We start from the raw sequence: 22,384 nt of genomic DNA, 5'->3' as shown, positions 1-22,384 counted from the left end.
GCATAATGATATATAACCTTATTACTCAATAACTGACAATGATTGTTGGCAAAATGACATCTAATTTTTTGTGATTATCGTTAATCACCCATTTTTCCGTTTTTTGTTAATTTGAAAGGGTAAAGTCATGCATCAAACATCTGATATACATCAAGCAGTTAATTTTATTAAACAATATACCAATAAAAAACCAACGATTGGGATTATTCTTGGTTCAGGTTTAGGTCCTTTTGCCGATACTCTTGAAGATGCAGTTCGTATTGCTTATGATACGATTCCTCATTTTGCTAAATCTGCCGCTGTTGGTCACGCTAACGAGTTGGTCATTGGTCAAAGCGGAGATAAAACCGTCATCGCAATGAAAGGTCGTTTTCATTATTATGAAGGTTTTTCATTAGATCAGGTAACTTTTCCAGTTCGTGTAATGAAAATGCTCGGCGTTGAAAAACTGATTATTACTAATGCTTGTGGTGCTGTAAATACGACTTTTAAGCCCGGTGATTTAATGCTGATCACTGACCACATTAATCTAACAGCCAATAATCCATTGATAGGACCGAATAATCCAGAACTTGGCGTTCGATTTTTAGATGTAAGTGAAGTTTACAATAAGCAATTACGTTCGATTGTGTGTGATGCAGCAAACGAACTTAATATTACATTACAACAAGGTGTTTATGCATGGTGGACAGGGCCAACTTATGAAACACCAGCTGAAGTTAGAATGATTCGTGTTTTAGGGGCGGATGCAGTGGGAATGTCAACAGTACCAGAAGCAATTATTGCTCATCATTCGGGTATTAAAACTATTGGTATATCTTGTTTAACTAATATGGCATGCGGCATATTAGATCAACCTTTAGGTCATGAAGAAGTGATTGAAACAGCAGAGCGTGTTAAATCAACATTTTTACAGCTAATCACTAAGACTATAGCGCGTTTTTAATCAATACTTTTTATTATTTAATATGTTAAATAAAAAGTTCGCATTATTTTAGGAATAAATAATGAACATCAAAGATAGATTAAAAATAATGATGTTTTTCCAATATTTTATTTGGGGAAGCTGGTTAGTGACTTTCGGTGGTTATCTGTTCAATACATTGCATTTTTCAGGCGCCGAAGTAGGAATGATTTTTAGTACAAAAGGTTTAGCCGCATTAATAATGCCATGTATTATTGGCATTATTGCTGACAAATTTTTGCAACCCAAATATTTGTATATGCTTTGCCATTGCATTTGTGCTTTTGCGCTATTTTATGCAGCATCAGTCAATAATTCGACAATGCTATTTTGGGTGATGTTATGCAATGCATTGGCTTTTATGCCAACTATTGCATTATCAAATTCAATCAGTTACCACTGTCTGGATAAGGAAAATTTTGATACAATATCTGTTTTTCCAAAAATTAGAGTATTTGGTACTATTGGTTTTATTGTCGCAATGTGGATGATTAGCCTGCTGAAATTTGAATTAAGCAATGCTCAGCTTTATATTGCCAGTGCAGCATCAGTATTGCTTGTAATGTATAGTGCGACGTTACCCAATATTATCATAAATAAAATCCATCAACAGTCTTGGAGTTCACGCTTAGGCTTAGATGCATTTGTACTATTCAAAAATCCCACCCTAGCCGTATTTTTTCTATTTTCGATGTTACTTGGTGCAATATTACAAATCACCAATACATTTGGAGGTGCATTTTTACATGATTTTGGTAAAATTTCAGAGTTTAAAGATAGTTTAATTGTAAAGTATCCAGCTATTTTATTATCCTTTTCACAAATGGCAGAAGTAGCATTTATTTTGACTATTCCTTTCTTTCTCAAGAAATTTGGCATAAAAAAAGTCATAATGATCAGCCTGGTTGCTTGGATTCTTCGATTTGGTCTGTTTGCTTTTGGTGATCCAACACCATTTGGTTTTGTATTATTAATGTTATCAATGATTGTGTATGGCTGTGCGTTTGACTTTTTCAATATCTCGGGTTCAATTTTTATTGAAAAAGAAGTGAATCCGAATATACGATCGAGTGCGCAAGGTTTATACATGACTATGGTCAATGGCATTGGTGCTTATTTAGGATCAATAATAAGTGGTTTTGTCGTTGATATGTGTACACATAAAGGTGTTAAAGATTGGCAAATGATTTGGATCATTTTTGCATCTTATGCGCTTATATTAGGAATAGTTTTTTATTTTACATTTAATGAGCGCACAGCAAATTAGAGCCTATTGTGTATTAATTTGCTGGTCAAGCTAATGAGCTAAACATTATAGCGTACATTCTGTTCTGATTCGTTTAGTATCCTTTATACTAATTATTGAATAATTTATGAGGTGCAGGGGAATTTCCCTTGTGGACTCTAATTGTGTTTGTTGAATAAATATTTTGTTAGAGTAATGAGATTTAAAATATGAAAGAGAAATTTTTGGGTGGTTTGTTGGTTTTTTTTGGAGCCTGTAGCTTTGGAGTGCTCTCTTCTATCGTCAAAACCGCTTATAAAGATGGCTATACATTAGGTGAAGTGACTGGTGTCCAATGTTTTTTAGGTATGTTAATGTTGTGGTTGATTCATTTTCTGGTTAAAACAATAAATAAATCTAAAATTGATTTAACTCCAAAACGTCCTTTAACGAAAAAATGGAAAGTCTGCGCTGTTGGTATTTTTCCAGGGTTAGTAGGAATTTGTTATTATCAATGTGTACAATTAGTTCCTGCTTCAATTGCTATAATATTATTGATGCAATATCTATGGATCAGTATCATCATTGATTTTGTTATCTTTAAAAATAAACCGACTAATCTTCAAATTTTAACCGTAATAGCAATTATTTTCGGTAGCTGTTTAGCTGCTGGTATTTTTAATGAAGACATAAAATTGAATTTAACTGGCTGTCTATTTGGATTTTTAGCTGCATTAATGTACTCATTATTCATCACAACCAGCAGTAATATTGGTAATGATTTACCAACATTAGAAAAAAGTGCATTAATGATAACCGGTGCTTGCATTGTGACATTTTTAATTTTTCCACCTACGTTTTTCTTTAAACTAGATATGAGTGATAAACTTTATCAGTTAGGTTTTTTATTATCTTTATTTGGGACAGTTTTACCACCATTTTTATTTTCTCTAGGTATGCCTAAAATAGGGATTTCATTAAGTGCAATATTATCAGCAGCAGAGTTACCCGTAGCAGTTACCTGTTCTTATTTTTATTTAAAGGAATTCGTGTATTTCAACCAATGGACAGGAGTGATAATTATCTTATTGGCGATTGCTATATCCAATTTAAAACATATAAAAAAATAATAAGTTATTTTTTGTGAGTGCGGTTCACTACCGCACTTCAGCAAATGAGAGTTTGATAATATCAATTAACATAATATCTTGAAAAAATTTTATACATAACTTTTTAACCATTTAACAAATAAATCAGCTTTAGGATTATATCTTTCTTTTGGGGTACATATATAATAATGCTGAGAACACATCACTTCCATCCCCTCAAATGGGGTAATTAATAAGCCCGATTCGAGATAATTTTTTATGACTTGCTTCCTTCCCATCGCTATACCTGCATGATTTATTGCAGCAGTTGCCGCCAAGTCTGAACGATCAAAACATATGTTTTGCATTTCGTTAAAATCATAAGATAATGAAAAATGTTTGGCCCAACTTTCCCATTCATCAAAGTTCGAGTCATATCCCCATGCTTGGGTGTCATGCAATATAAAGCATTTCGATAAATTTTCAATTTTATTATATAAATCATTTTGTTGTGCATAATATGGGCTACACACAGGAACCATCGTTTCATTTAATAAATGTTCACTATTTAAATCATCATAAATCAGATCATCAAAATAAATAGCTAAATCAATCCGGTGACGACTAAAATTAATAATTTCATTACCCGATACAATGTTCAATGATATATAAGGGTAATGTCGAGCAAATAGTGATAATTTTGGGATTAGCCAATTTTGAGCAAATGAGGGTCTTGAATAGATAGTTAGAGTACCAAAAACTTCTTGATTTTTAATCTCCAGTATTTCTTGATTTAAAATATTTAAAGATTTTTTGACCACTTTAAATAGGTTCATACCTTCATGAGTCAGAGTTATTCGTCGATGATATCGTTGAAATAATTTAAATGAAAGTTCATCTTCTAGTTTATTGATTTGATGACTGACCGCACTTGGACTGATACAAAGTTCTTCAGCAGCCAATGCAAATGATAAATGACGCGCAACAGACTCAAAAGTATGCAGTTTAGATAACTGATAACGATTAACAACATGATTTTTAACTAAAAACCTATTTTCATCATACATAATAATTCTCCTTTACTAATCCATTAGTATATTAATTCATGTATTTGCGTTCCAAGATTTACACTTCTAAATAATTATTTACACGAAATTTATTGAAATATTAGCTTTTTTTGATTTTAATCACATTTATAGATGAATTTAATTCAAGTTAAACCCATAATTGATCATTTGTCAAATTATCGCCAAAAACTTTTAATAAAGCTAGCAATTAATAATAAAAGAAAGGAGGTAATATGGATTCGCAGTTGTGGATTATAGGTGTTTTAATCACCAGCATTTTCCTTATAGTAATCTCGATTATAAAATTTAGACTTCATCCTTTTTTAGCGTTATTACTTGCTAGCTTTTATGTAGGTGCATTGATGAAAATGCCTCCACAAAAAATGATTGCAGCAATCGAAGACGGTATAGGTAGTACATTAGGTTTTCTAGCTACGGTAATAGGTTTGGGAACCATTCTTGGTAAAATGATGGAAATTTCAGGCGCTGCCGAGCGCATAGGGTTGTCATTACAAAAATGTCGCTGGTTATCTCCACAAGTTACTATGGTGCTAGTTGGGCTGATTTGTGGTATTACCCTGTTTGTAGAAGTAGGTGTAGTTTTATTAATTCCATTAGCTTTTTCAATTGCTAAAAAAACTAAAACGTCCCTTTTGACGCTAGCTATTCCACTTTGTACTGCTTTAATGGCAGTTCATTGTATCGTTCCACCTCATCCTGCTGCACTATTTGTAACAAATGCATTAGGTGCGGATATTGGAACAGTAATTGTTTATGGGTTAGGTATTGGATTATTAGCATCACTAATTGGCGGACCAATCTTTCTAAATTGCATAAAAAATAAAATTCCTTTTAAAACTGTGCCTGAAGAGTTTTCAGATATGAAAGTGAGAACAGAAGAAGAACTTCCTTCTTTAGGCACAACATTATTTACCGTATTACTACCGATTGTTTTAATGCTAATAAAAACAGCTGCAGACTTTATTGTCGATAAAAATTCTTTTAATTACTTAATATTAGAATTTCTTGGTAATCCTATTACAGCAATGTTTATTGGGGCCTTTGTAGCTTACTATATGTTGGGTATTCGGCGCAATATGACTATGTCCGTGTTGTTATTTAAGACAGAAAGTTGCTTTTCATCCATTGCCAATATTTTATTAATAATTGGTGCAGGTGGTGCATTTAATGGCATTCTAAAAAACAGTGGATTAAGTGATGGTTTAACCGGTATTTTGTCTCATTTTGATATGCACCCAATTTTATTGGCATGGTCTGTATCGATAATTTTACATGCCGCTGTGGGGTCCGCCACTGTTGCTATGATGGGCGCAACCGCCATCGTTTCACCAATGTTATCTCACTATCCTAACTTGAGTCCAGAAGTCATCACATTAGCAATCGGTTCAGGAGCTATTGGGTGCACAATTGTTACAGATTCTTTATTTTGGTTAGTTAAGCAATATTGCGGTGCAACAATAAATGAAATATTTAAATACTACACATCAGCCACATTTATTGCTTCATTAGTCGCATTAGCAAGTACTTTTTTACTATCTTATATTATATAAAATAAATTACAGGAATAAATTATGATCCCTAAAGATGTTGAAAAGTTGATACAAAAATATCCTTTAATTGCTAATTTAATACAACTAAAAGAGACTGCTTGGTTTAATCCTAATATAACGAGCTTGACAAATGGATTATCATATGTAAAATTGAATGAGCAGGATGTTAAAGATGCAAGTGATCGATTAGCGAGATTTGCTCCTTACTTATGCAAAGCATTTCCAGAAACAGCAGTAACAAAAGGAATAATTGAGTCCGAAGTTGTTCCGATTCCCAATATGAAAGCGGCCCTTGAAAGCCGTTATCAACGCAAGATCACAGGAAGTCTGTTCCTCAAGAAAGATAGCCATTTACCAATTTCCGGTTCCATAAAAGCTCGTGGCGGTGTATATGAAGTACTGACACACGCAGAAAAGCTTGCTATTGAAAATGGCTTATTAACCGAAAAGGATGACTACACCAAATTATTTTCTGACAGATTCAATCAATTTTTTAGTCGATACAGTATTGCAGTAGGTTCAACAGGTAACTTAGGTCTATCTATTGGTATTATGAGTGCTAAATTAGGTTTTAAAGTTAATGTTCATATGTCTAGCGATGCTCGCGAGTGGAAAAAACAGAAATTACGTTCAAACGGTGTAAATGTTATCGAATACCAACAAGACTATAGTGTTGCAGTTGAAAAAGGCCGTAAAGCTGCAGAATCTGATCCTAATTGTTTTTTTATCGATGATGAAAACTCAAAGACCTTATTTTTAGGGTATGCAGTAGCTGGTGAACGCCTTAAAAAACAATTTACTGAGATGAACATAAAGGTGGATAAACAACATCCATTATTTGTTTACCTTCCTTGCGGAGTGGGTGGTGGACCTGGAGGAGTTGCATTTGGATTAAAACTGACGTTTGGTGATGATGTACATTGCATTTTTGCTGAACCAACCCATTCACCTTGTATGTTTTTAGGTGTTTATACTGGATTACATGACCATATCTCTGTTCAAGATATTGGTATTGATAATGTCACCGCTGCTGACGGTTTGGCCGTAGGCAGACCTTCGGGATTTGTAGGTCGTGCAATGGAAAGATTAATTGATGGTTATTACACCATTAATGATCAAGAGATGTATGATTTACTCGGTTTATTAAATAAACAACAACAAATTCAATTAGAACCCTCAGCTTTAGCTGGAATGCTTGGTTCATTACATGTTGAAAACAATTCAATATATTTAGAAAGAATTAATGTTTCATCAGAAATTTTAACAAATGCGACTCACTTAGTTTGGGCAACTGGTGGTGGCATGGTTCCAAAGGAGGAAATGGGAAAATATCTTAGCCTTGCAAAAATATAAAAAAATGAATATTGATCTTATAAGCAATCAATTCCATGGTGATTTATTTTATTAAAATAATAACACCATGAAAGTTAATAATAAAGTGAAAGTAAAAATTAGCAGTTTTAGTTGATCATTTTGTTGACTTAAAACATCTTTACAACATAGTAACAATCGTTTTTTTAATTGTCCTACATATTGTCATATTATTGTCCTGAATAAAAAGGAAGTTATAGAATGAAGACACATAAAAAACCATTATTTACCTTAGTACAGAGCAGTGAATCAATACCGGAAACAAATACGTTAAGTTTTTTAGACTCTAAATTAAATTATCCTGATAGTATTAATGAAATTATTGCGTTGCGCATCAAAGAGCATAAATTACATCACGGTGAATACAAAGATAAGGAATTTAATTGTAAACACCTTAATGATAGCAATAAAGAATTTCGTTTTATATTTGGTGAAAACTTTGAGTCAGAGCACCATAAAAAACAAATTGGTATCTTAAAAGATGAATTAGCTTTAGCTAAAGAATCAAATAAAGTTAAACAATTACTTGGTAGCCGTTTAAAACAAATGGCAAAAATTTACCCTTGCGTTGAAATTGATCTAAATAATATCAATGTGATACCAACAAAAATTAAAGAACATCTTTTTGCCCCACCATTAATATTAACGGATGATAATGCCATTATGCTTTGGGATGATTAATCAGTTAATATTAATTTTTACGAAAAAATCTACAGCAGTTATGCTGTAGATTTTACTGATAACACTTTAGTAATCCAATTAATAAGTTTATACGTTCAACTTTTCTTTTTCATGTTTATTTTAAAATAAGCTGATAATTGTTTTAATAAAGGGATTCTATTTCAGTTAACGATTAAACGAATTTAACTCAACTGTTGAAAGCACTTTCACCATGACTGTTAATATCAAGACCTTCACGTTCATGTTCTTCGCTGACGCGTAAACCAACGCAAATATCCGCAATTTTATAAGCCATAAAAGCAACAACAGCAGTCCAAATGACACAGGTAATCACACTCATGAGTTGAATTCCAACTTGAGTAGTCATACCTATCCCATCGGCATAACCTACCCCACCTAATGATTTTGAAGCAAAAATACCCGTCAATAAGCAACCAACGATACCACACACACCATGCACACCAAATACATCACAAGTATCATCGATCTTTAAAATTCGTTTTAGTGATGAGACACCCCAAACACCAGCAAAACCACAGATAAAACCTATTAACATAGCACCAGCCACACCAACCAATCCGGCTGCCGGTGTGATTCCCACCAATCCAGCTACCACACCTGATGCTGCACCTAAACATGACGGTTTTCCTCGTAAAATCCATTCAGCAAACGACCAAGATAAAACTGCTGCGGCTGTTGCAGTGACAGTATTGATAAACGCTAATGCCGCAACTTCATCAGCATGAGTTGAAGATCCTGCATTAAAGCCAAACCAACCAATGTAAAGAATTGCAGCACCAAGATAAACATAAGGAAGATTAAATGGTTTTAATGGCTCACGATTAAAACCGATTCGATTCTTTAGTAGATAAGCACCCATTAAACCAGCCACTGCAGCATTAATATGAACAACTGTGCCACCGGCAAAATCTAATGCACCTTCTTCTCCTAAAATACCGTCTCCCCATACCATATGTGCCATTGGTATGTATGCAAATGTAAACCATAACACCATAAAGATTAATACAGCAGAAAAACGTATTCTTTCTGCGAAAGCACCAAGTATTAAGCAGCATGTAATACAAGCAAAAGATCCCTGAAATGCAACCCAAATTAATTCATAAATTGAACCAGAAACATCTTTTATATCAATGCCTGCTAACATCAAGTGTTCAAAATTACCAAAAAACCAGTTCCCCTCACCAAAAGTAAGCGTGTAGCCATAAAAAATCCATAAAACAGAAATAAGTGAAAAAGTAACTAAAACTTGTGAAAGCATCGATAACACGTTTTTTGAACGTAGTAAACCTCCATAAAATAATGCAATCCCAGGAATAGACATAAAAAATACTAATGTGGTACAAATCATCATAAAACCATTATCTGCGTTGTCCACATGTTCCATAACATTATCTGCGAAAGCGCACGTTGGGAAGATAAAACATAATGGTAAAATACATTTCTTCAACATAATATTATCCTTAATTATGATTACAAAGCTGATTCATCCGTTTCACCGGTACGAATACGAACTACATGCTCAAGTGAAGTTACAAAAATTTTACCGTCACCAATTTTGCCAGTATAAGCAGCTTTAGAAATAGTACTAATAACTTCATCAAGTTCTTCATCATTGATGGCTAAATCTATTTTCACTTTAGGTAAAAAATTAACGTTGTATTCCGCTCCGCGATAGAGTTCTGCATGTCCTTTTTGTCGACCGAAACCTTTAACTTCAGTAACGGTCAATCCGGTAATCCCGATATTTGATAATGATTCTCTGACTTCTTCTAACTTGAAAGGTTTAATAATTACTGTGACTAATTTCATCAATTACTCCCCACGAATATGGTATATGCATGAAATCATGCAAAGTCCGTGCCATAAAACCAACTTTAAGCTTTTACTTTACCTATCTAATAAAATTAATAAATAAATTACTTGGAATGGCCAATCTGATTTGTTTTCACCGTCATTATTTCGACTTACAACAAATTGTAAATTTTCTTTTATTCAAAACTCCATGCATAAAAATACTATTTAATTAATATGCTATTAAATTGAAATATTGTGCTATTTTTGGATGATGCAGTAAAAATGCTTATTAATTAACCGGAAATGCTGATCTGAACGTTATCAAAATTGCTGTAAACTGAGATGAGATTATCAGTCATACAATAAGCTTGTTGTGTGAATTGACTCACTTTAAAATTTTTATTAATGACAATAATAGAGATAATTTTTATTACGCACAAAAATAGTGCTTATGCTTCTATTTGGTGCTAATCCCGATAAAAGGATAGTAGGATTAAAAAGTTACCATTAATTTACGATATTCATCATAAGCAAAATGATCGGTCATACCGCTAATATAATCTTGTAATAATCGACAGCGATAATAAAATTCCCAATAGGCAAATTTAGGATCATTTTTCTCAATTGAATTTGTTGCCTGTAAATAAGCATCACAATGTTTAGCAGAGAGTTTATGATAAAGTCTAGTTTCGATAGGGTATTGCTGATGGTTGTTTTCCTTGACAAGTTTGAAAAATTCAAAAGTTGGCATATTTAACAACGGGCTGTAAATATCCAATAATCCACTAATGATGCGATAACCTTGTAATTCTATATTTTCTACTGATTCATGATTAAAAACATGTTCAACCCCCACACTTTTAAATATTTTTAATAATTGATATTCTGCCCCGTGATCTTCTAATAATGCATAATTAAACGAACCATGATAAATATCTTCAATATTTTCAACAAAACGTTCAGCAGCATGAGAAACAAGTTTGCCAATGGTATTTACACGTAAATACATAAAAAATTGCCCAACAGCGATTGAGTTAAATTTCTTTTGCATAAGATTTGCGTATGGACGTTTTACTACTTTATCAAATAAATCACCATTTTTAACACTTCCCCAAGCTTTTTCTAAACAATGATAAAGTTGTTGAACCGTAAAGAGTTTTTTTTCAACTGCATCTTCAAGATCCGCAATACAGTAGGAGATATCATCGGCAGCTTCCATAATATAAGTCAGTGGATAACGATGAAAAGATTTAATTTCCAATTGTTTGGATAATTTTTTTATAAATGGCTCTTCAGATAAATAATAACCAGGTTTTTTCATTAAATAAGAAAACTCAGTTGGTATATCTTCTTTAGGCCAATAAGCGGGTTTGGTGTATTTTAAGATTGAGGCAACTTGTGAATAAGTAAGATTTAATTTTTGGATACTATGGACTAATCTTATGGCTTGAGCGTTACCTTCAAAGTTTGATAAGTCACGACGGATTTTGATTTTTAATTCTTTAATCGTGTCATCATCCAACTCTTGTGGTTGAAGTACGGAATATTTTGGTAGACAATCCATTCCTAACTGTTTAACAAACCAGTGATTTATTGCTTTTTCACCGAAATGTCCAAATGGAGGATTACCAATATCATGCATTAAGCAAGCCATTTCAACTAAACTTTCTATCGACGTAACAGCATTATCTAATCCAAAGGTTTTGAGTTTTTTTGATTCGCTTAGTCGTTGGATGATTTCTTTCACAATATATCGACCGACTTGTTGAACTTCCATTGAGTGAGTGAGACGAGTTCTGACTACTGAATTCCTTTCTAATGGAAATACTTGTGTTTTTTGTTGTAAACGTCTAATCGCAGCAGAATTGATTATCCGTCCACGATCACTTTCAAACTGGCGAACAATTGAATAGGGATCAGTTAAAATCTCGTTTGTTCTACGAGCATCACGCTGATAATTGATTTTTCTGGAAAAGTCTATCATATTCAATCCTTTGTTTTTAAGCTGCTACAACTGTTGTTTCGCCCATTCAATCGATGATTGATACTCTTGAGGTAAAAGCGTTCTTAAAAGCGATAAAGAATGTTTCAATTTATCTGATTGATTGTGAGTCAAATTTAGATGTCCAACTTTACGACCTTCTCTAACTTCTTTTTCATACCAATGTAAATGAACTAAATCAATAGACAACCAATTTAGGTTCAATTCTGTACCAACTAAATTGATCATAACCGAAGGTGCAAATACATTAGGTTGTGGAAGTGGTAATGCTAATATCGATCGCAAATGTAATTCAAATTGACTAATAGATGCACCATTTTGTGTCCAATGCCCACTATTATGTACCCTTGGTGCTAATTCATTGATAAATAAGTTATCACCAATGACAAAGCATTCCATTGCCAATACACCAATATAATTAAGTTTATTCATAATGACTGTTAGCATTTTTTCTGCTTTAGCTTGTAATACTGGATATTGATTAGGGATTGCGACACTCACTTTTAAAATACCGTTTTGATGCAAATTGTTGGTCAGTGGATAAAAAGCGGTTTCACCATTTTTGTTACGCGCACCGACTAAAGAGATCTCTTTTTCAAACTTGATAGTCTGTTCTACAATCGCGTTGTGGTATATATCATTAGGTATTGTTATATTGTGATCATTAGTGATACGCCACTGCCCTCGACCGTCGTATCCTCCGGTTCGACGTTTGACAATTAATGATTTACCTAGCTCTGCAAATAACTTTTTCCAATTTTGAGGATCATCCAATAAAGACCATTTCGCCGTAGGCAAAGCTAGTTCATCAAATAGCTGTTTTTGAGTTAGACGGTCAGCAATAATCGGGAAAACATCTCGATTAATGAAATGAGAATGATTGGCCAGAATTTGAGTAAAAGGCGTGTCCGGCCAACGTTCAATTTCGGCAGTAATGATCGAATGCTGGTATGGGATAGTTGTTGGATCAACATCTGAACCAACAGGAAACACATGAACACCTAACGGTTCACCAGCTTGTTTTAACATTCGACCTAATTGTCCATTTCCTAAGACACAAACGGATTTAATCATCATTTTAAGCATCTACTCTTGGATCAGGATTATTTAATACTTCATCTGTTTGGGTTAATCGCCAAGTAGTTAAACGCTGATGAAGCTCTTGATCGTGCAAAGCAAGAATTTGTGCTGCTAATAGCGCAGCATTGGCTGCTCCTGCTTTACCAATAGCTAGTGTTCCAACGGGTATACCTTTTGGCATCTGTACAATAGAATACAGGCTATCAATACCATTTAATGCGGCGCTTTGAACAGGAACGCCTAATATTGGTACTAAGGTTTTGGCCGCTAACATACCTGGCAAATGCGCCGCACCACCCGCTCCTGCAATAATGATATCAAAACCACGTTGTTTGGCTTCTTGGGCAAATTGAAATAATTTATCAGGTGTTCGATGAGCTGAAACGATTTCAACATGATAAGTGAGAGTTAAAGCATCAAGGATTTCAGCAGCATATCGCATGGTTGCCCAATCACTTTTAGAGCCCATTACAATGGCAATTTTAGGTTGAATATGCATATAAAATTATATGTGTATATAAAATATTATGTTGTAGGAGTATACACCAAATTTTAACATATGGGGATAAGAATAAACAGGATTTGAAATATCTATATTAAAAAATTCAATCAGTTCACCTAAGAAAACATTTTTAGTTCCTAAGATTTAAGTATGTAAACGAAATATTTAAAATGGATCCGCCATCTATGATGGCGGAATGACAATAATTTATTGCTTTATCGCAGCAATGATTTTTATTTCAACTAAGTAATCAGGATTCATTAAACCTGCCTGTACAGTACAACGTACCGGCGCAAATCCTTTAACAACCCACTCATCCCAAGCTTTATTCATCGCTTCAAAATCGCTTTTATTTTCTAAAAATATCGTCACATCTAAAATATGATTTTTATCACTGTTTATACTCGCTAAAATTTTATCGATTTCTTCAAGAGCACTCTTAGTCTGATGGTAAGCATCATTGATTAAATTATTTGGCACACTAGTGTAATAAATAACATTATTATGGATCACTGCTTCGGACCAACGATCTTGTGGATCAATTCGAATAATTGTCATCATAATTTCCTTGTTCAATGGATGGTTAGGATACTTTAATAAAATCCGCACGCAGTTTTTTAATCTCGTCACGTAATACGCCAGCTTTTTCAAACTCGAGATTTTGTGCTGCTTCGTACATCATTGCTTCGAGTTCTTTAACTCTTGCTTGTACTTCTTTGACAGACACATAATTATATGGTTTACTTGGCTCAAAAGCCTGTATTTTAGCTGTCGCTTTTTTAGTGCTCAATCCTGCATCCAATATATCTTTAATTTCTTTACGTACTGATTTTGGTGTTATACCATGATTTATATTAAAATTCTGCTGCTTTTTACGTCGACGAGCGGTTTCGTCAATCGTTTTCTGCATTGCTGGTGTAATTTTATCCGCATATAAAATCGCTTTACCATTCACATTACGTGCCGCACGGCCAACGGTTTGAATTAATGAACTTTCCGAGCGCAAAAAGCCTTCACGATCGGCATCTAAAATAGCCACAAGCGAAACCTCGGGTATATCTAGTCCTTCACGCAATAAATTAATGCCAACTAAAACATCTACTTTACCTAGCCTTAAGTCTCGAATTATTTCCATTCGTTCAACGGTATTAATGTCTGAGTGTAAATATTTAACATTCACATTATGTTCGGACAAATAATCCGTTAAGTTTTCTGACATTCGTTTAGTTAATGTCGTAACCAACACTCTCTCATCATTATTAATACGGAGTTTAATTTCCGACAAGAGATCGTCCACTTGTGTTGCAACTGGTCTAACTTCAATAATGGGATCCAATAAACCTGTTGGTCTAACTACTTGCTCAATGATTTCTCCCCCCGATTTTTCAATTTCATATTTTGCAGGTGTAGCCGATACGTATATCGTTTGTGGCATAATATTTTCAAATTCTGAAAACTTCAAAGGTCTATTGTCTAACGCAGATGGCAAACGAAATCCATATTCAACCAGATTCAGTTTACGTGATCGATCACCATTGTACATGGCACCTAGCTGTGGAATTGCTACATGCGATTCATCAATAAACAGTAGCCCATCTGCTGGTAAATAATCAAATAATGTTGCAGGTGGATCACCTGGATTACGCTGTGATAGAAAACGCGAATAATTTTCGATCCCCGAGCAATATCCCAGTTCTGTCATCATTTCAATATCAAAGAGTGTACGTTGCGTTAAACGTTGCTCTTCTAAAAGGCGTTTGTTATCGAGAAGTACATTTTGACGCTCTTTTAGCTCCTGCTTAATTTGTGCTATCGCATTATCCATAATATTTCTTGGTGTAACATAGTGAGTTTTTGGATAAATGGTGATACGTGATACTTCACTCACTGCACTACCAGTTAGAGGATCGAACATCACAATACGATCAACTTCATCATCAAATAACTCAACGCGCACAGCAAGTTCATCAGAGTCTGCAGGGAAAATATCGATAACATCACCACGAACCCGGAACGTACCTCTACTAAACCCAATTTCATTGCGAGTATATTGCAGTTCTGCAAGGCGGGTTAGAATTGCTCGTTGATCGGTTATTGTACCTTTAGTTAAATGCAATATCATGGACATATAGGTCTCAGGTGCACCTAATCCATAAATAGCAGACACTGAGGCAACAATCACAACATCACGACGCTCAAGCAATGATTTGGTTGCTGATAAACGCATTTGCTCAATATGTTCATTTATCGATGCATCTTTTTCGATAAATGTATCGGTTGTTGGTACATATGATTCAGGCTGATAATAGTCATAATAAGAAACAAAATATTCAACAGCGTTTTCAGGAAAAAAAGCCTTCATTTCACCGTATAATTGAGCTGCCAATGTTTTATTCGGCGCAAGAATAATTGTAGGACGATTGTGATGGGCAATAACGTTTGCCATAGTGAACGTTTTACCCGATCCAGTTACACCCAATAATGTTTGATGTGCAATTCCATCATCAAGGTTTTGATTAATCCTTTTTATTGCTTCTGGTTGATCACCAGCTGGTTTAAATTCGGAACACAATTTGAATTTTTTCATTACATCGTAACCTAATATTTTACCTATTAATAAAAATTATCCCCAAAAAGGCTTGACCTTTTAAAATCTTATATTTTTTGTTCAGTTAACCAAAACGCTTATCAGATTCGTTTAAAAATAACAGCTTGATTTAAGTTAACTTATTGATAAATAAAAAAAACATGAATCATGACTAACATGTAACCAAATCAACTTAAAACCTGATAGCTATTGGGTTCTGAGCTTTTTTCAATAAACTACTCACAGAGTTATCCACAGGCAAAGGGGATAACTCTCTAAGTGTAATAGCTATAAACTTTTTTCTGATATTACGCAAAAAATCCATAATGAAAACACTTTTTTTTTTAAGTTTTTTTCTATTTTTAAATCTATTTTAATAGTTAAAAACTAATAACTAATTCAGTGTTTCAAATTTATATTGATAGCTATGATCAAAATTAGGCACAAATGTTAATCGATGAGTGATGCATTTTGGAGCATCTTCCACATGATGGGAAACAAATAACAGCTGTGTGTGCCCTTCTTTTATTAAGCGATCTACCCAACATTTTACTAATTCTCGATTAAGGTGATCTAATCCTTGTAAAGGTTCATCTAAAATAAGTAATGTTGGATGTTTAACTAATGCTCTAGCTATTAATATTAATCTTTGTTGTCCCCATGATAATGATTGAAAAGGCTTATCAGCATAATCATTAAGTTGAAGTAAATTAAGCCATTCATCAGCTAATTTCGACTGCTTGTCAGTAGCAACCTGATACATCCCAATTGAATCAAAATATCCAGAAATTAACACGGCTTTAACATTTGTACTTACACGATAATCAAGATGCAAACTGCCGCTTACATAACCAATATGTCGTTTAATATCCCAAATGGTTTCGCCTGAACCACGTTTGCAACCAAATAAGGTGAGATCATTACAATAACCTTGTGGATGATCACCTGTTATTAAGCTCAAAATTGTCGATTTACCTGCACCATTCGGACCGATAATTTGCCAATTCTCATTAGCTTTTACCTGCCAAGTTAATCCATTAATGATAACTTTTTCATCGTATTGAACATAAACATTATTAAAGTTTACTCGCTCTAATTGATCGGCTAACTGAATTGGTGGCTCGTCTGCTTCAGGTAACGGTAGATTGGGCAGGTTTTCTAAATCTGCTAGCTGCTTAACGATTTCATCATCTAATATGGATGCTTTAGGACCAAATTTCAATAGTTGACAATCAACAAGAAGCCCTATATTTTCAACAAAAGAAGGAATTTCATTAAATCTATTTAATACCAATACCATTGAAATGCCTTGTTTGGCTAATTCACTAAGTTTTTCTGCTAAATTTTCCCGCGATAAGGTATCTAATCCATCAAAGGGTTCATCCAAAATTATTAATTGAGGGTTTGACATTAACATTCGACAAATTAGTGTTTTACGTGCTTCACCTGTTGAAAGATATTTAAATCGCCGTGGTAGCAGATGGCTTATTCCGAACTGTTGTGCAAGCTGTTGACAGAGTTTTTCATCTTTTCTATTCTCTTGAATAATTTGTTGAGTGGTTAATCCAGTATCATTTTCACCTTCACTAAGCATATCAGTGTTATTACGCTGCCATTCCTCCTCAATTAACTTTTGTAACTTTTCAAACGAAATATAGGACACTGACTCAAATTGATTAATTACCGAACCTGATAATACTTTTTGCTCACCGGCAAGTGCTTTAGCCAATACAGACTTTCCACTACCATTACGACCAACAAAAGCAATGCTTTGACCTGGACTGATAGTAAGCAATTCAATAGTAAAAACTTTGTAATCATTAATTTTATAATGAACATTTTCAATGGTTAACATAATGACCTCGATTTACTAAACTAATGTGGCAACAATAATATGTTGAGGTTGAATTGATATTGTTAGCCGTTTCCCTTTATATAAAGCATACTGCTTAACTTCATGGGTTACTTTGCTTGCATAAAGTTGTATACCTGATGGTAACAAGAATTTAATTTCAGTCCACTCACCGTCAGTTTTGATTGTTTCGACTTCAACTGATAAACAATTTTCATTAGCATCATTTAACTCAATTAAAGGGGCCTTGATTAACAAAAGTACTGTTTTATTCATACTTAACTTTAATCTTTCAATACTTTGTTGAGTGATATAACCTTTTAATTCTGTTTGGTTATCGCTTAATTTAACATCAACATACCCAGCAATATGGTTCGCTTCAATATGTTTAACATAACCATATAATTGATTTCGAGCACTGGTTTGTAATGATAATTTTGCAGTGGCCTTTAAAATATCATCTAGAGGTACATTATCATCATTTAATATGTTAAAGGCATTATGCTGTAATTGGGTTAAAAGATCGTAAAGCTGAATAAATCTCACTGCATAAGCACTTAATTTAGTACCACCACCATTTTTTCCTCCAGTTGCTGTTATTAAGAAAGGTTTGGCTGTTAGTTTATTAATTTCACTAATTGCATCCCAAGCCGTTTTATAACTCAGCCCAATTTGTTTGGCCGCTTGGCTTAATGAACCGGTTTGATCAATTGCTTTAAGTAAAGCAATGCGCCTTGGATCAATAAAAAGCTGTTGGTTCAAATTTAGTGTTAACAATATGTCAGGCGATAAGTTCATTTATATACCTTGATAAACTTTAAAAATAGCTTTATAAAAAAACAATTTAGGTATTGTAGACCCTTTTATCGCTTCCTACAAAATTTGCGAGAAACAATTCTTTTTTAATAAAGGAAATCAATAAATCAATTTGCTGATTTACAATTTTTTCTTTTTAATACATTAGTGATACAAAATCAGGTCTTTTCTAATTCATTTGTTGATTATCACTACGATCAATTACATCGATATGTTTTATTTTATATAACGAAATGTTACTATATTTTTTATTGTTATTTATAAAAAGAGTTTTATTAAATAATAAAAATAACAGGCATTTGCATCATAACCATGACGTACATTTTTAACCAAATAGGATAAATTCTTTTTAGGAATGAGGAATAGAATGAAAAAGCGCACTATATTTATGTTTGCCATAACGGCTTTGATACCAACTTTTACTACACAGGCTATTGAAAAAGTAACGGTATTTGCGGCATCTTCATTAACGAATGCGATGCTCGATATTGCTTCAGAATATAAAATCAGTCATAAAAATGTGGATGTTGTTTTTTCGTTTGCCTCATCTTCGGTTTTGGCAAAACAAATTCAACAAGGTGCCCCTGCTGATATCTTTATGTCAGCTGATCAAAAATGGATGAGCTATCTTATTGAAAAAAAACTAGTCAAAGATAAAGAGGATTTAATAAAAAATAAGTTAGTTTTAATTGCACCTGCGCAATCAAAATTAAAGAAAGTTGAAATTGATATGCGTACCAATTGGAATGAGATTCTTCCTAAAGGAGAAAGGTTATCAATAGGTGATCCCGATCATGTACCAGTAGGGCTTTATGCTAAAGAATCACTAATTCATTTAGGCGTATTTGATAAACTCACACCACAATTTGTCCCTGCGAGTAATGTGCGCGATGCATTAATGCTAGTTGAACGTAATGAAGCCGCATTAGGTATTGTTTACGCTACTGATGCAAAAGTAAGCAATAAAGTAAAAATTGTAGGAGTCTTTCCTGCCGAAACATTTGCATCTATTGAGTATCCCATTACTTTATTAAAACCTGAAGCAAACGATTTTTATCAATATTTAAAATCTCCATATGCTAAAATGATTTACGAAAAATATGGATTTGTAACAAAATAGTAACGAATTAATATGATATTGACCTTATATGAATGGCAAACATTGCTACTTAGTCTAAAAATAGCTGGAGCAGCAATTTTGTTTAGTTTGCCCATTGGTATTTTGACCGCTTGGATCCTAGCGAGATGTCAATTTTATGGCAAATCCTTACTCGATAGCATTGTACATCTACCTTTAGTGCTACCACCAGTAGTACTTGGTTATTTATTGTTATTGACGATGGGACGCAACGGTGTAATCGGTGGCTGGTTAATTCATTATTTGGGTATTAGCTTTAGTTTTAACTGGCAAGGTGCAGCATTAGCTTCTGCTACGGTGGCCTTTCCACTACTGGTTCGCTCAATTCGTTTAGCGATAGAATCGATTGATATACGTTTGGAAAATGTAGCACGAACATTAGGTGCAAATCGTTTAAGAGTATTTATGACAATCACACTACCTTTGGCATTTCCTGGTATTTTAATGGGCACTGTGCTCGGTTTTGCGCGTTGTCTTGGCGAATTTGGCGCTACTATTACCTTTGTCTCGAATATTCAAGGTGAAACAAGAACCCTACCCCTTGCGATGTATACATTATTACAAATGCCTAATGGAGAAAATGCCACTTTAAGGCTATGCATCATTTCAATTACACTATCATTGGTTGCTCTATTTTTATCAGAAGTTTTAAACCGCTGGCATAAACGGAAATTATTAGGCAATTAATGATGATTAAAATAGATGTTGTTAAACAATTGCCTACTTTTTCCTTTGAATTTGAGCAATCAATTCCTTGTCAAGGTGTTACAGCCATTTTAGGTGTTTCTGGTGCAGGAAAATCAACGCTGATTAACTTAATAAATGGTTTGATTAAACCAGATAAAGGTAAAATTTCACTTAATGATGTAAAATTAGTTGATACCAATCAAAATATTTTTATTCCCCCAGAACAAAGGAATATTGGTACCGTTTTTCAAGATGCTTTACTTTTTCCTCACTTAAGAGTGATAAAGAATCTAACTTACGGTACAAAGAATATTGATCGAGAGAGATTTAACGGAATCATTGATGTGCTTAACATTCACCACTTATTAAAACGTTACCCTGCAATGTTATCTGGTGGTGAAAAACAGCGCGTGTCAATTGGTCGAGCATTATTAACCAATCCTGAATTATTATTAATGGATGAGCCACTATCAGCATTAGATATGCCACGAAAAAAAGAGCTATTAATTTATATTGATACATTAGTTAGCGAGTTAAAAGTGCCTATTATTTATGTCACTCATAACATTAATGAAGTTAAGCGTATAGCAAACAATGTGGTTATTTTAGAACAAGGAAAGTTACTGAGTTATGGAGACACTAACAATATATTACAGTGTGATTATTTAAAAGAATGGTTATAAAGTTGTAATGCATCACAATTACTATCTTGTTTAATATAAGACACACCATCATGCCAAGCACCTAAAACTAATCTGCTAACGGGCTGACCATTAACTAAAAATTGATGTATTGCTGGCTTATGTGTATGACCATGTACCATAGTACTGACATTATATTTGATCATCATCTTTTCAACAGTTTGTTGATTAACATCCATAATACTTTCTGACTTAATTCTATTATGTAAACAACTCTTTTGTCGCAATTTGCTAGCAATCTTTAAACGAATAAATAGAGGAAGCATCAAAAAAACTTTTTGTAACCACTTCTTATGCATGATGTTACGAAATTTTTGGTACTGAGGATCATCCGTGCATAGCAAATCACCATGTAAAAAGAGGATTTTACTCTCTCCAGTAGGTAAACAGTTAATATCCGGTAGAATTGTCATATTACATAACTTTGCATATTTTTTACCTAATAAGAAATCACGGTTACCATGAACAAAATAGATTCTTATTTGCCGTTCCGTGAGTGATCGCAACGCAAGGGCAATTTTTTGATGTAATTTTGAATTAACATCATCACCTATCCAGTAATCAAATAAATCACCCAAAATATAGAGTTCACAGCAATCAGGTAAGCTCTCTAAGAAAGATAAAAAGCCTGCGGTTATATCAAAATAACCCTGAACAGGCTCATTATCAGTTAGATGAATATCTGCAATAAAATAACGATTTGGATTATTCAACCGTTACACTCATAATGATTACATCTTCAACAGGCACATCTGAATGCATACCACTACGTCCTGTTTTTACTCCTTTAATTTTATCAACTACGTCCATACCATCAACGACTTGAGCAAAAACACAATAACCATATCCATTAATGTCAGATGAACGATAATTCAAATAATCATTATCAACAACATTAATAAAAAATTGTGCAGTAGCGGAATGAGGATCGGATGTACGAGCCATGGCCAATGTTCCACGATTATTTTTTAAATTATTATCCGCTTCATTTTTGATCGGTGTTTTGGTTTTTTTCTGCTTCATACCAGGCTCAAAACCACCGCCTTGAATCATAAAATTATTAATAACACGATGGAAGATTGTATTGTTGTAGAAACCTTCTTGGCAATATTCAACAAAATTTTTAACTGTTTGTGGCGCTTTTTCTTCAAAAGTCTCAATTTTTATATCACCTAAAGTAGTGTGAAATATAATCATAAACGGTTCCTTATTATTTTCATTTTTTAATTTAAATTTA

Annotated in this window: 21 protein-coding genes; 9 read left to right on the top strand and 12 right to left on the bottom strand. The window is 33.6% G+C overall.

The window, feature by feature from the left end; translation table 11 throughout:
* Positions 1 to 127: 127 nt before the first annotated feature.
* From J3U19_RS05200 to J3U19_RS05190, 3 genes are all read left to right on the top strand, one after another.
* Positions 128 to 946 (top strand): purine-nucleoside phosphorylase, encoded by an 819-nt coding sequence (locus tag J3U19_RS05200; protein ID WP_267345609.1) that lies wholly within the window; start codon positions 128 to 130, stop codon positions 944 to 946.
* Between the two features lie 61 nt (positions 947 to 1,007).
* A complete protein-coding gene (locus J3U19_RS05195; protein WP_267345607.1) occupies positions 1,008 to 2,231 on the top strand; it encodes a nucleoside permease in 1,224 nt (407 codons plus the stop codon).
* Positions 2,232 to 2,419: 188 nt separating this feature from the next.
* On the top strand, positions 2,420 to 3,319 hold the full coding sequence (locus J3U19_RS05190; protein ID WP_267345606.1) for an EamA family transporter: 900 nt from the start codon (positions 2,420 to 2,422) through the stop codon (positions 3,317 to 3,319).
* A gap of 89 nt (positions 3,320 to 3,408) precedes the next feature.
* On the opposite strand, the gene dsdC is transcribed toward J3U19_RS05190, so the two are convergent.
* The gene (gene dsdC / locus J3U19_RS05185; protein WP_267340524.1) at positions 3,409 to 4,344 is read right to left on the bottom strand and encodes a DNA-binding transcriptional regulator DsdC; all 936 of its coding nucleotides are present in this window, start codon (positions 4,342 to 4,344) and stop codon (positions 3,409 to 3,411) included.
* A gap of 233 nt (positions 4,345 to 4,577) precedes the next feature.
* Here dsdC and dsdX point away from each other — a divergent pair, with 233 nt between their 5' ends.
* The 3 genes from dsdX to J3U19_RS05170 all read left to right on the top strand — a co-directional run bounded on the left by dsdX (position 4,578) and on the right by J3U19_RS05170 (position 7,967).
* Positions 4,578 to 5,915, top strand: coding sequence for a D-serine transporter DsdX (gene dsdX / locus J3U19_RS05180; protein ID WP_267345605.1), 1,338 nt, complete (start codon positions 4,578 to 4,580; stop codon positions 5,913 to 5,915).
* 21 nt (positions 5,916 to 5,936) lie between these two features.
* Entirely contained in the window at positions 5,937 to 7,268 is a 1,332-nt protein-coding gene (locus J3U19_RS05175) for a D-serine ammonia-lyase (protein WP_267345604.1), read from the top strand.
* 219 nt (positions 7,269 to 7,487) lie between these two features.
* A complete protein-coding gene (locus J3U19_RS05170; RefSeq protein WP_267340527.1) occupies positions 7,488 to 7,967 on the top strand; it encodes a hypothetical protein in 480 nt (159 codons plus the stop codon).
* A gap of 187 nt (positions 7,968 to 8,154) precedes the next feature.
* Here the strand turns inward: J3U19_RS05170 and amtB are convergent, their stop codons facing one another.
* The 9 genes from amtB to J3U19_RS05125 all read right to left on the bottom strand — a co-directional run bounded on the left by amtB (position 8,155) and on the right by J3U19_RS05125 (position 18,603).
* On the bottom strand, positions 8,155 to 9,438 hold the full coding sequence (gene amtB / locus J3U19_RS05165) for an ammonium transporter AmtB (protein WP_267345602.1): 1,284 nt from the start codon (positions 9,436 to 9,438) through the stop codon (positions 8,155 to 8,157).
* Positions 9,439 to 9,458: 20 nt separating this feature from the next.
* Positions 9,459 to 9,797 carry a P-II family nitrogen regulator gene (glnK, locus tag J3U19_RS05160; RefSeq protein WP_267340529.1) on the bottom strand — a complete coding sequence of 113 codons (339 nt, stop codon included), beginning with the start codon at positions 9,795 to 9,797 and terminating at the stop codon, positions 9,459 to 9,461.
* A 478-nt stretch (positions 9,798 to 10,275) separates the two neighbouring features.
* A complete protein-coding gene (gene dgt / locus J3U19_RS05155; RefSeq protein WP_416380306.1) occupies positions 10,276 to 11,772 on the bottom strand; it encodes a dGTPase in 1,497 nt (498 codons plus the stop codon).
* 18 nt (positions 11,773 to 11,790) lie between these two features.
* Positions 11,791 to 12,855 (bottom strand): 5-(carboxyamino)imidazole ribonucleotide synthase, encoded by a 1,065-nt coding sequence (gene purK / locus J3U19_RS05150; protein WP_416380311.1) that lies wholly within the window; start codon positions 12,853 to 12,855, stop codon positions 11,791 to 11,793.
* A 7-nt stretch (positions 12,856 to 12,862) separates the two neighbouring features.
* A complete protein-coding gene (purE, locus tag J3U19_RS05145) occupies positions 12,863 to 13,363 on the bottom strand; it encodes a 5-(carboxyamino)imidazole ribonucleotide mutase (protein ID WP_267345599.1) in 501 nt (166 codons plus the stop codon).
* Between the two features lie 210 nt (positions 13,364 to 13,573).
* Complete coding sequence (locus tag J3U19_RS05140) at positions 13,574 to 13,924, bottom strand: RidA family protein (protein WP_267345597.1); 351 nt, start codon at positions 13,922 to 13,924, stop codon at positions 13,574 to 13,576.
* A 25-nt stretch (positions 13,925 to 13,949) separates the two neighbouring features.
* Complete coding sequence (gene uvrB, locus J3U19_RS05135) at positions 13,950 to 15,953, bottom strand: excinuclease ABC subunit UvrB (RefSeq protein ID WP_267345595.1); 2,004 nt, start codon at positions 15,951 to 15,953, stop codon at positions 13,950 to 13,952.
* Between the two features lie 394 nt (positions 15,954 to 16,347).
* Positions 16,348 to 17,808, bottom strand: a complete 1,461-nt coding sequence (gene modF, locus J3U19_RS05130) for a molybdate ABC transporter ATP-binding protein ModF (RefSeq protein ID WP_267345594.1) — start codon at positions 17,806 to 17,808, stop codon at positions 16,348 to 16,350.
* Between the two features lie 15 nt (positions 17,809 to 17,823).
* Positions 17,824 to 18,603 (bottom strand): TOBE domain-containing protein, encoded by a 780-nt coding sequence (locus J3U19_RS05125; RefSeq protein ID WP_267345592.1) that lies wholly within the window; start codon positions 18,601 to 18,603, stop codon positions 17,824 to 17,826.
* A gap of 373 nt (positions 18,604 to 18,976) precedes the next feature.
* Here J3U19_RS05125 and modA point away from each other — a divergent pair, with 373 nt between their 5' ends.
* The 3 genes from modA to modC are packed head-to-tail and all read left to right on the top strand — an operon-like array spanning position 18,977 to position 21,129.
* Positions 18,977 to 19,741 carry a molybdate ABC transporter substrate-binding protein gene (modA, locus tag J3U19_RS05120; protein WP_416380305.1) on the top strand — a complete coding sequence of 255 codons (765 nt, stop codon included), beginning with the start codon at positions 18,977 to 18,979 and terminating at the stop codon, positions 19,739 to 19,741.
* Between the two features lie 12 nt (positions 19,742 to 19,753).
* Positions 19,754 to 20,446 (top strand): molybdate ABC transporter permease subunit, encoded by a 693-nt coding sequence (gene modB / locus J3U19_RS05115; RefSeq protein ID WP_267345591.1) that lies wholly within the window; start codon positions 19,754 to 19,756, stop codon positions 20,444 to 20,446.
* Positions 20,446 to 21,129, top strand: coding sequence for a molybdenum ABC transporter ATP-binding protein (gene modC, locus J3U19_RS05110; protein ID WP_267345589.1), 684 nt, complete (start codon positions 20,446 to 20,448; stop codon positions 21,127 to 21,129). The genes modB and modC overlap by 1 nt, the downstream gene beginning before the upstream one ends.
* Here the strand turns inward: modC and J3U19_RS05105 are convergent.
* Both J3U19_RS05105 and ppiB read right to left on the bottom strand, forming a co-directional pair.
* Entirely contained in the window at positions 21,108 to 21,860 is a 753-nt protein-coding gene (locus J3U19_RS05105; protein WP_267345588.1) for a UDP-2,3-diacylglucosamine diphosphatase, read from the bottom strand. The genes modC and J3U19_RS05105 overlap by 22 nt on opposite strands.
* Complete coding sequence (gene ppiB / locus J3U19_RS05100) at positions 21,853 to 22,344, bottom strand: peptidylprolyl isomerase B (protein WP_267340546.1); 492 nt, start codon at positions 22,342 to 22,344, stop codon at positions 21,853 to 21,855. The genes J3U19_RS05105 and ppiB overlap by 8 nt, the downstream gene beginning before the upstream one ends.
* Between the last annotated feature and the right edge of the window lie 40 nt (positions 22,345 to 22,384).

The sequence above is a fragment of the Gilliamella sp. B2828 genome, from assembly GCF_026537125.1.
Taxonomy (GTDB): Bacteria; Pseudomonadota; Gammaproteobacteria; order Enterobacterales; family Orbaceae; genus Gilliamella.
This window is presented reverse-complemented; position numbering and strand designations above follow the sequence as displayed.

Coding starts and splice junctions, on each gene's coding strand:
- amtB (WP_267345602.1), bottom strand. CDS start 9,438: ATGTTGAAGAAATGTATTTTACCATTATGTTTTATCTTCCCAACGTGC.
- J3U19_RS05170 (WP_267340527.1), top strand. CDS start 7,488: ATGAAGACACATAAAAAACCATTATTTACCTTAGTACAGAGCAGTGAA.
- modC (WP_267345589.1), top strand. CDS start 20,446: ATGATGATTAAAATAGATGTTGTTAAACAATTGCCTACTTTTTCCTTT.
- dsdX (WP_267345605.1), top strand. CDS start 4,578: ATGGATTCGCAGTTGTGGATTATAGGTGTTTTAATCACCAGCATTTTC.
- J3U19_RS05195 (WP_267345607.1), top strand. CDS start 1,008: ATGAACATCAAAGATAGATTAAAAATAATGATGTTTTTCCAATATTTT.
- dsdC (WP_267340524.1), bottom strand. CDS start 4,344: ATGTATGATGAAAATAGGTTTTTAGTTAAAAATCATGTTGTTAATCGT.
- purE (WP_267345599.1), bottom strand. CDS start 13,363: ATGCATATTCAACCTAAAATTGCCATTGTAATGGGCTCTAAAAGTGAT.
- uvrB (WP_267345595.1), bottom strand. CDS start 15,953: ATGAAAAAATTCAAATTGTGTTCCGAATTTAAACCAGCTGGTGATCAA.
- J3U19_RS05200 (WP_267345609.1), top strand. CDS start 128: ATGCATCAAACATCTGATATACATCAAGCAGTTAATTTTATTAAACAA.
- J3U19_RS05140 (WP_267345597.1), bottom strand. CDS start 13,924: ATGACAATTATTCGAATTGATCCACAAGATCGTTGGTCCGAAGCAGTG.
- modA (WP_416380305.1), top strand. CDS start 18,977: ATGAGGAATAGAATGAAAAAGCGCACTATATTTATGTTTGCCATAACG.
- J3U19_RS05190 (WP_267345606.1), top strand. CDS start 2,420: ATGAAAGAGAAATTTTTGGGTGGTTTGTTGGTTTTTTTTGGAGCCTGT.
- ppiB (WP_267340546.1), bottom strand. CDS start 22,344: ATGATTATATTTCACACTACTTTAGGTGATATAAAAATTGAGACTTTT.
- J3U19_RS05125 (WP_267345592.1), bottom strand. CDS start 18,603: ATGAACTTATCGCCTGACATATTGTTAACACTAAATTTGAACCAACAG.
- modF (WP_267345594.1), bottom strand. CDS start 17,808: ATGTTAACCATTGAAAATGTTCATTATAAAATTAATGATTACAAAGTT.
- modB (WP_267345591.1), top strand. CDS start 19,754: ATGATATTGACCTTATATGAATGGCAAACATTGCTACTTAGTCTAAAA.
- glnK (WP_267340529.1), bottom strand. CDS start 9,797: ATGAAATTAGTCACAGTAATTATTAAACCTTTCAAGTTAGAAGAAGTC.
- J3U19_RS05175 (WP_267345604.1), top strand. CDS start 5,937: ATGATCCCTAAAGATGTTGAAAAGTTGATACAAAAATATCCTTTAATT.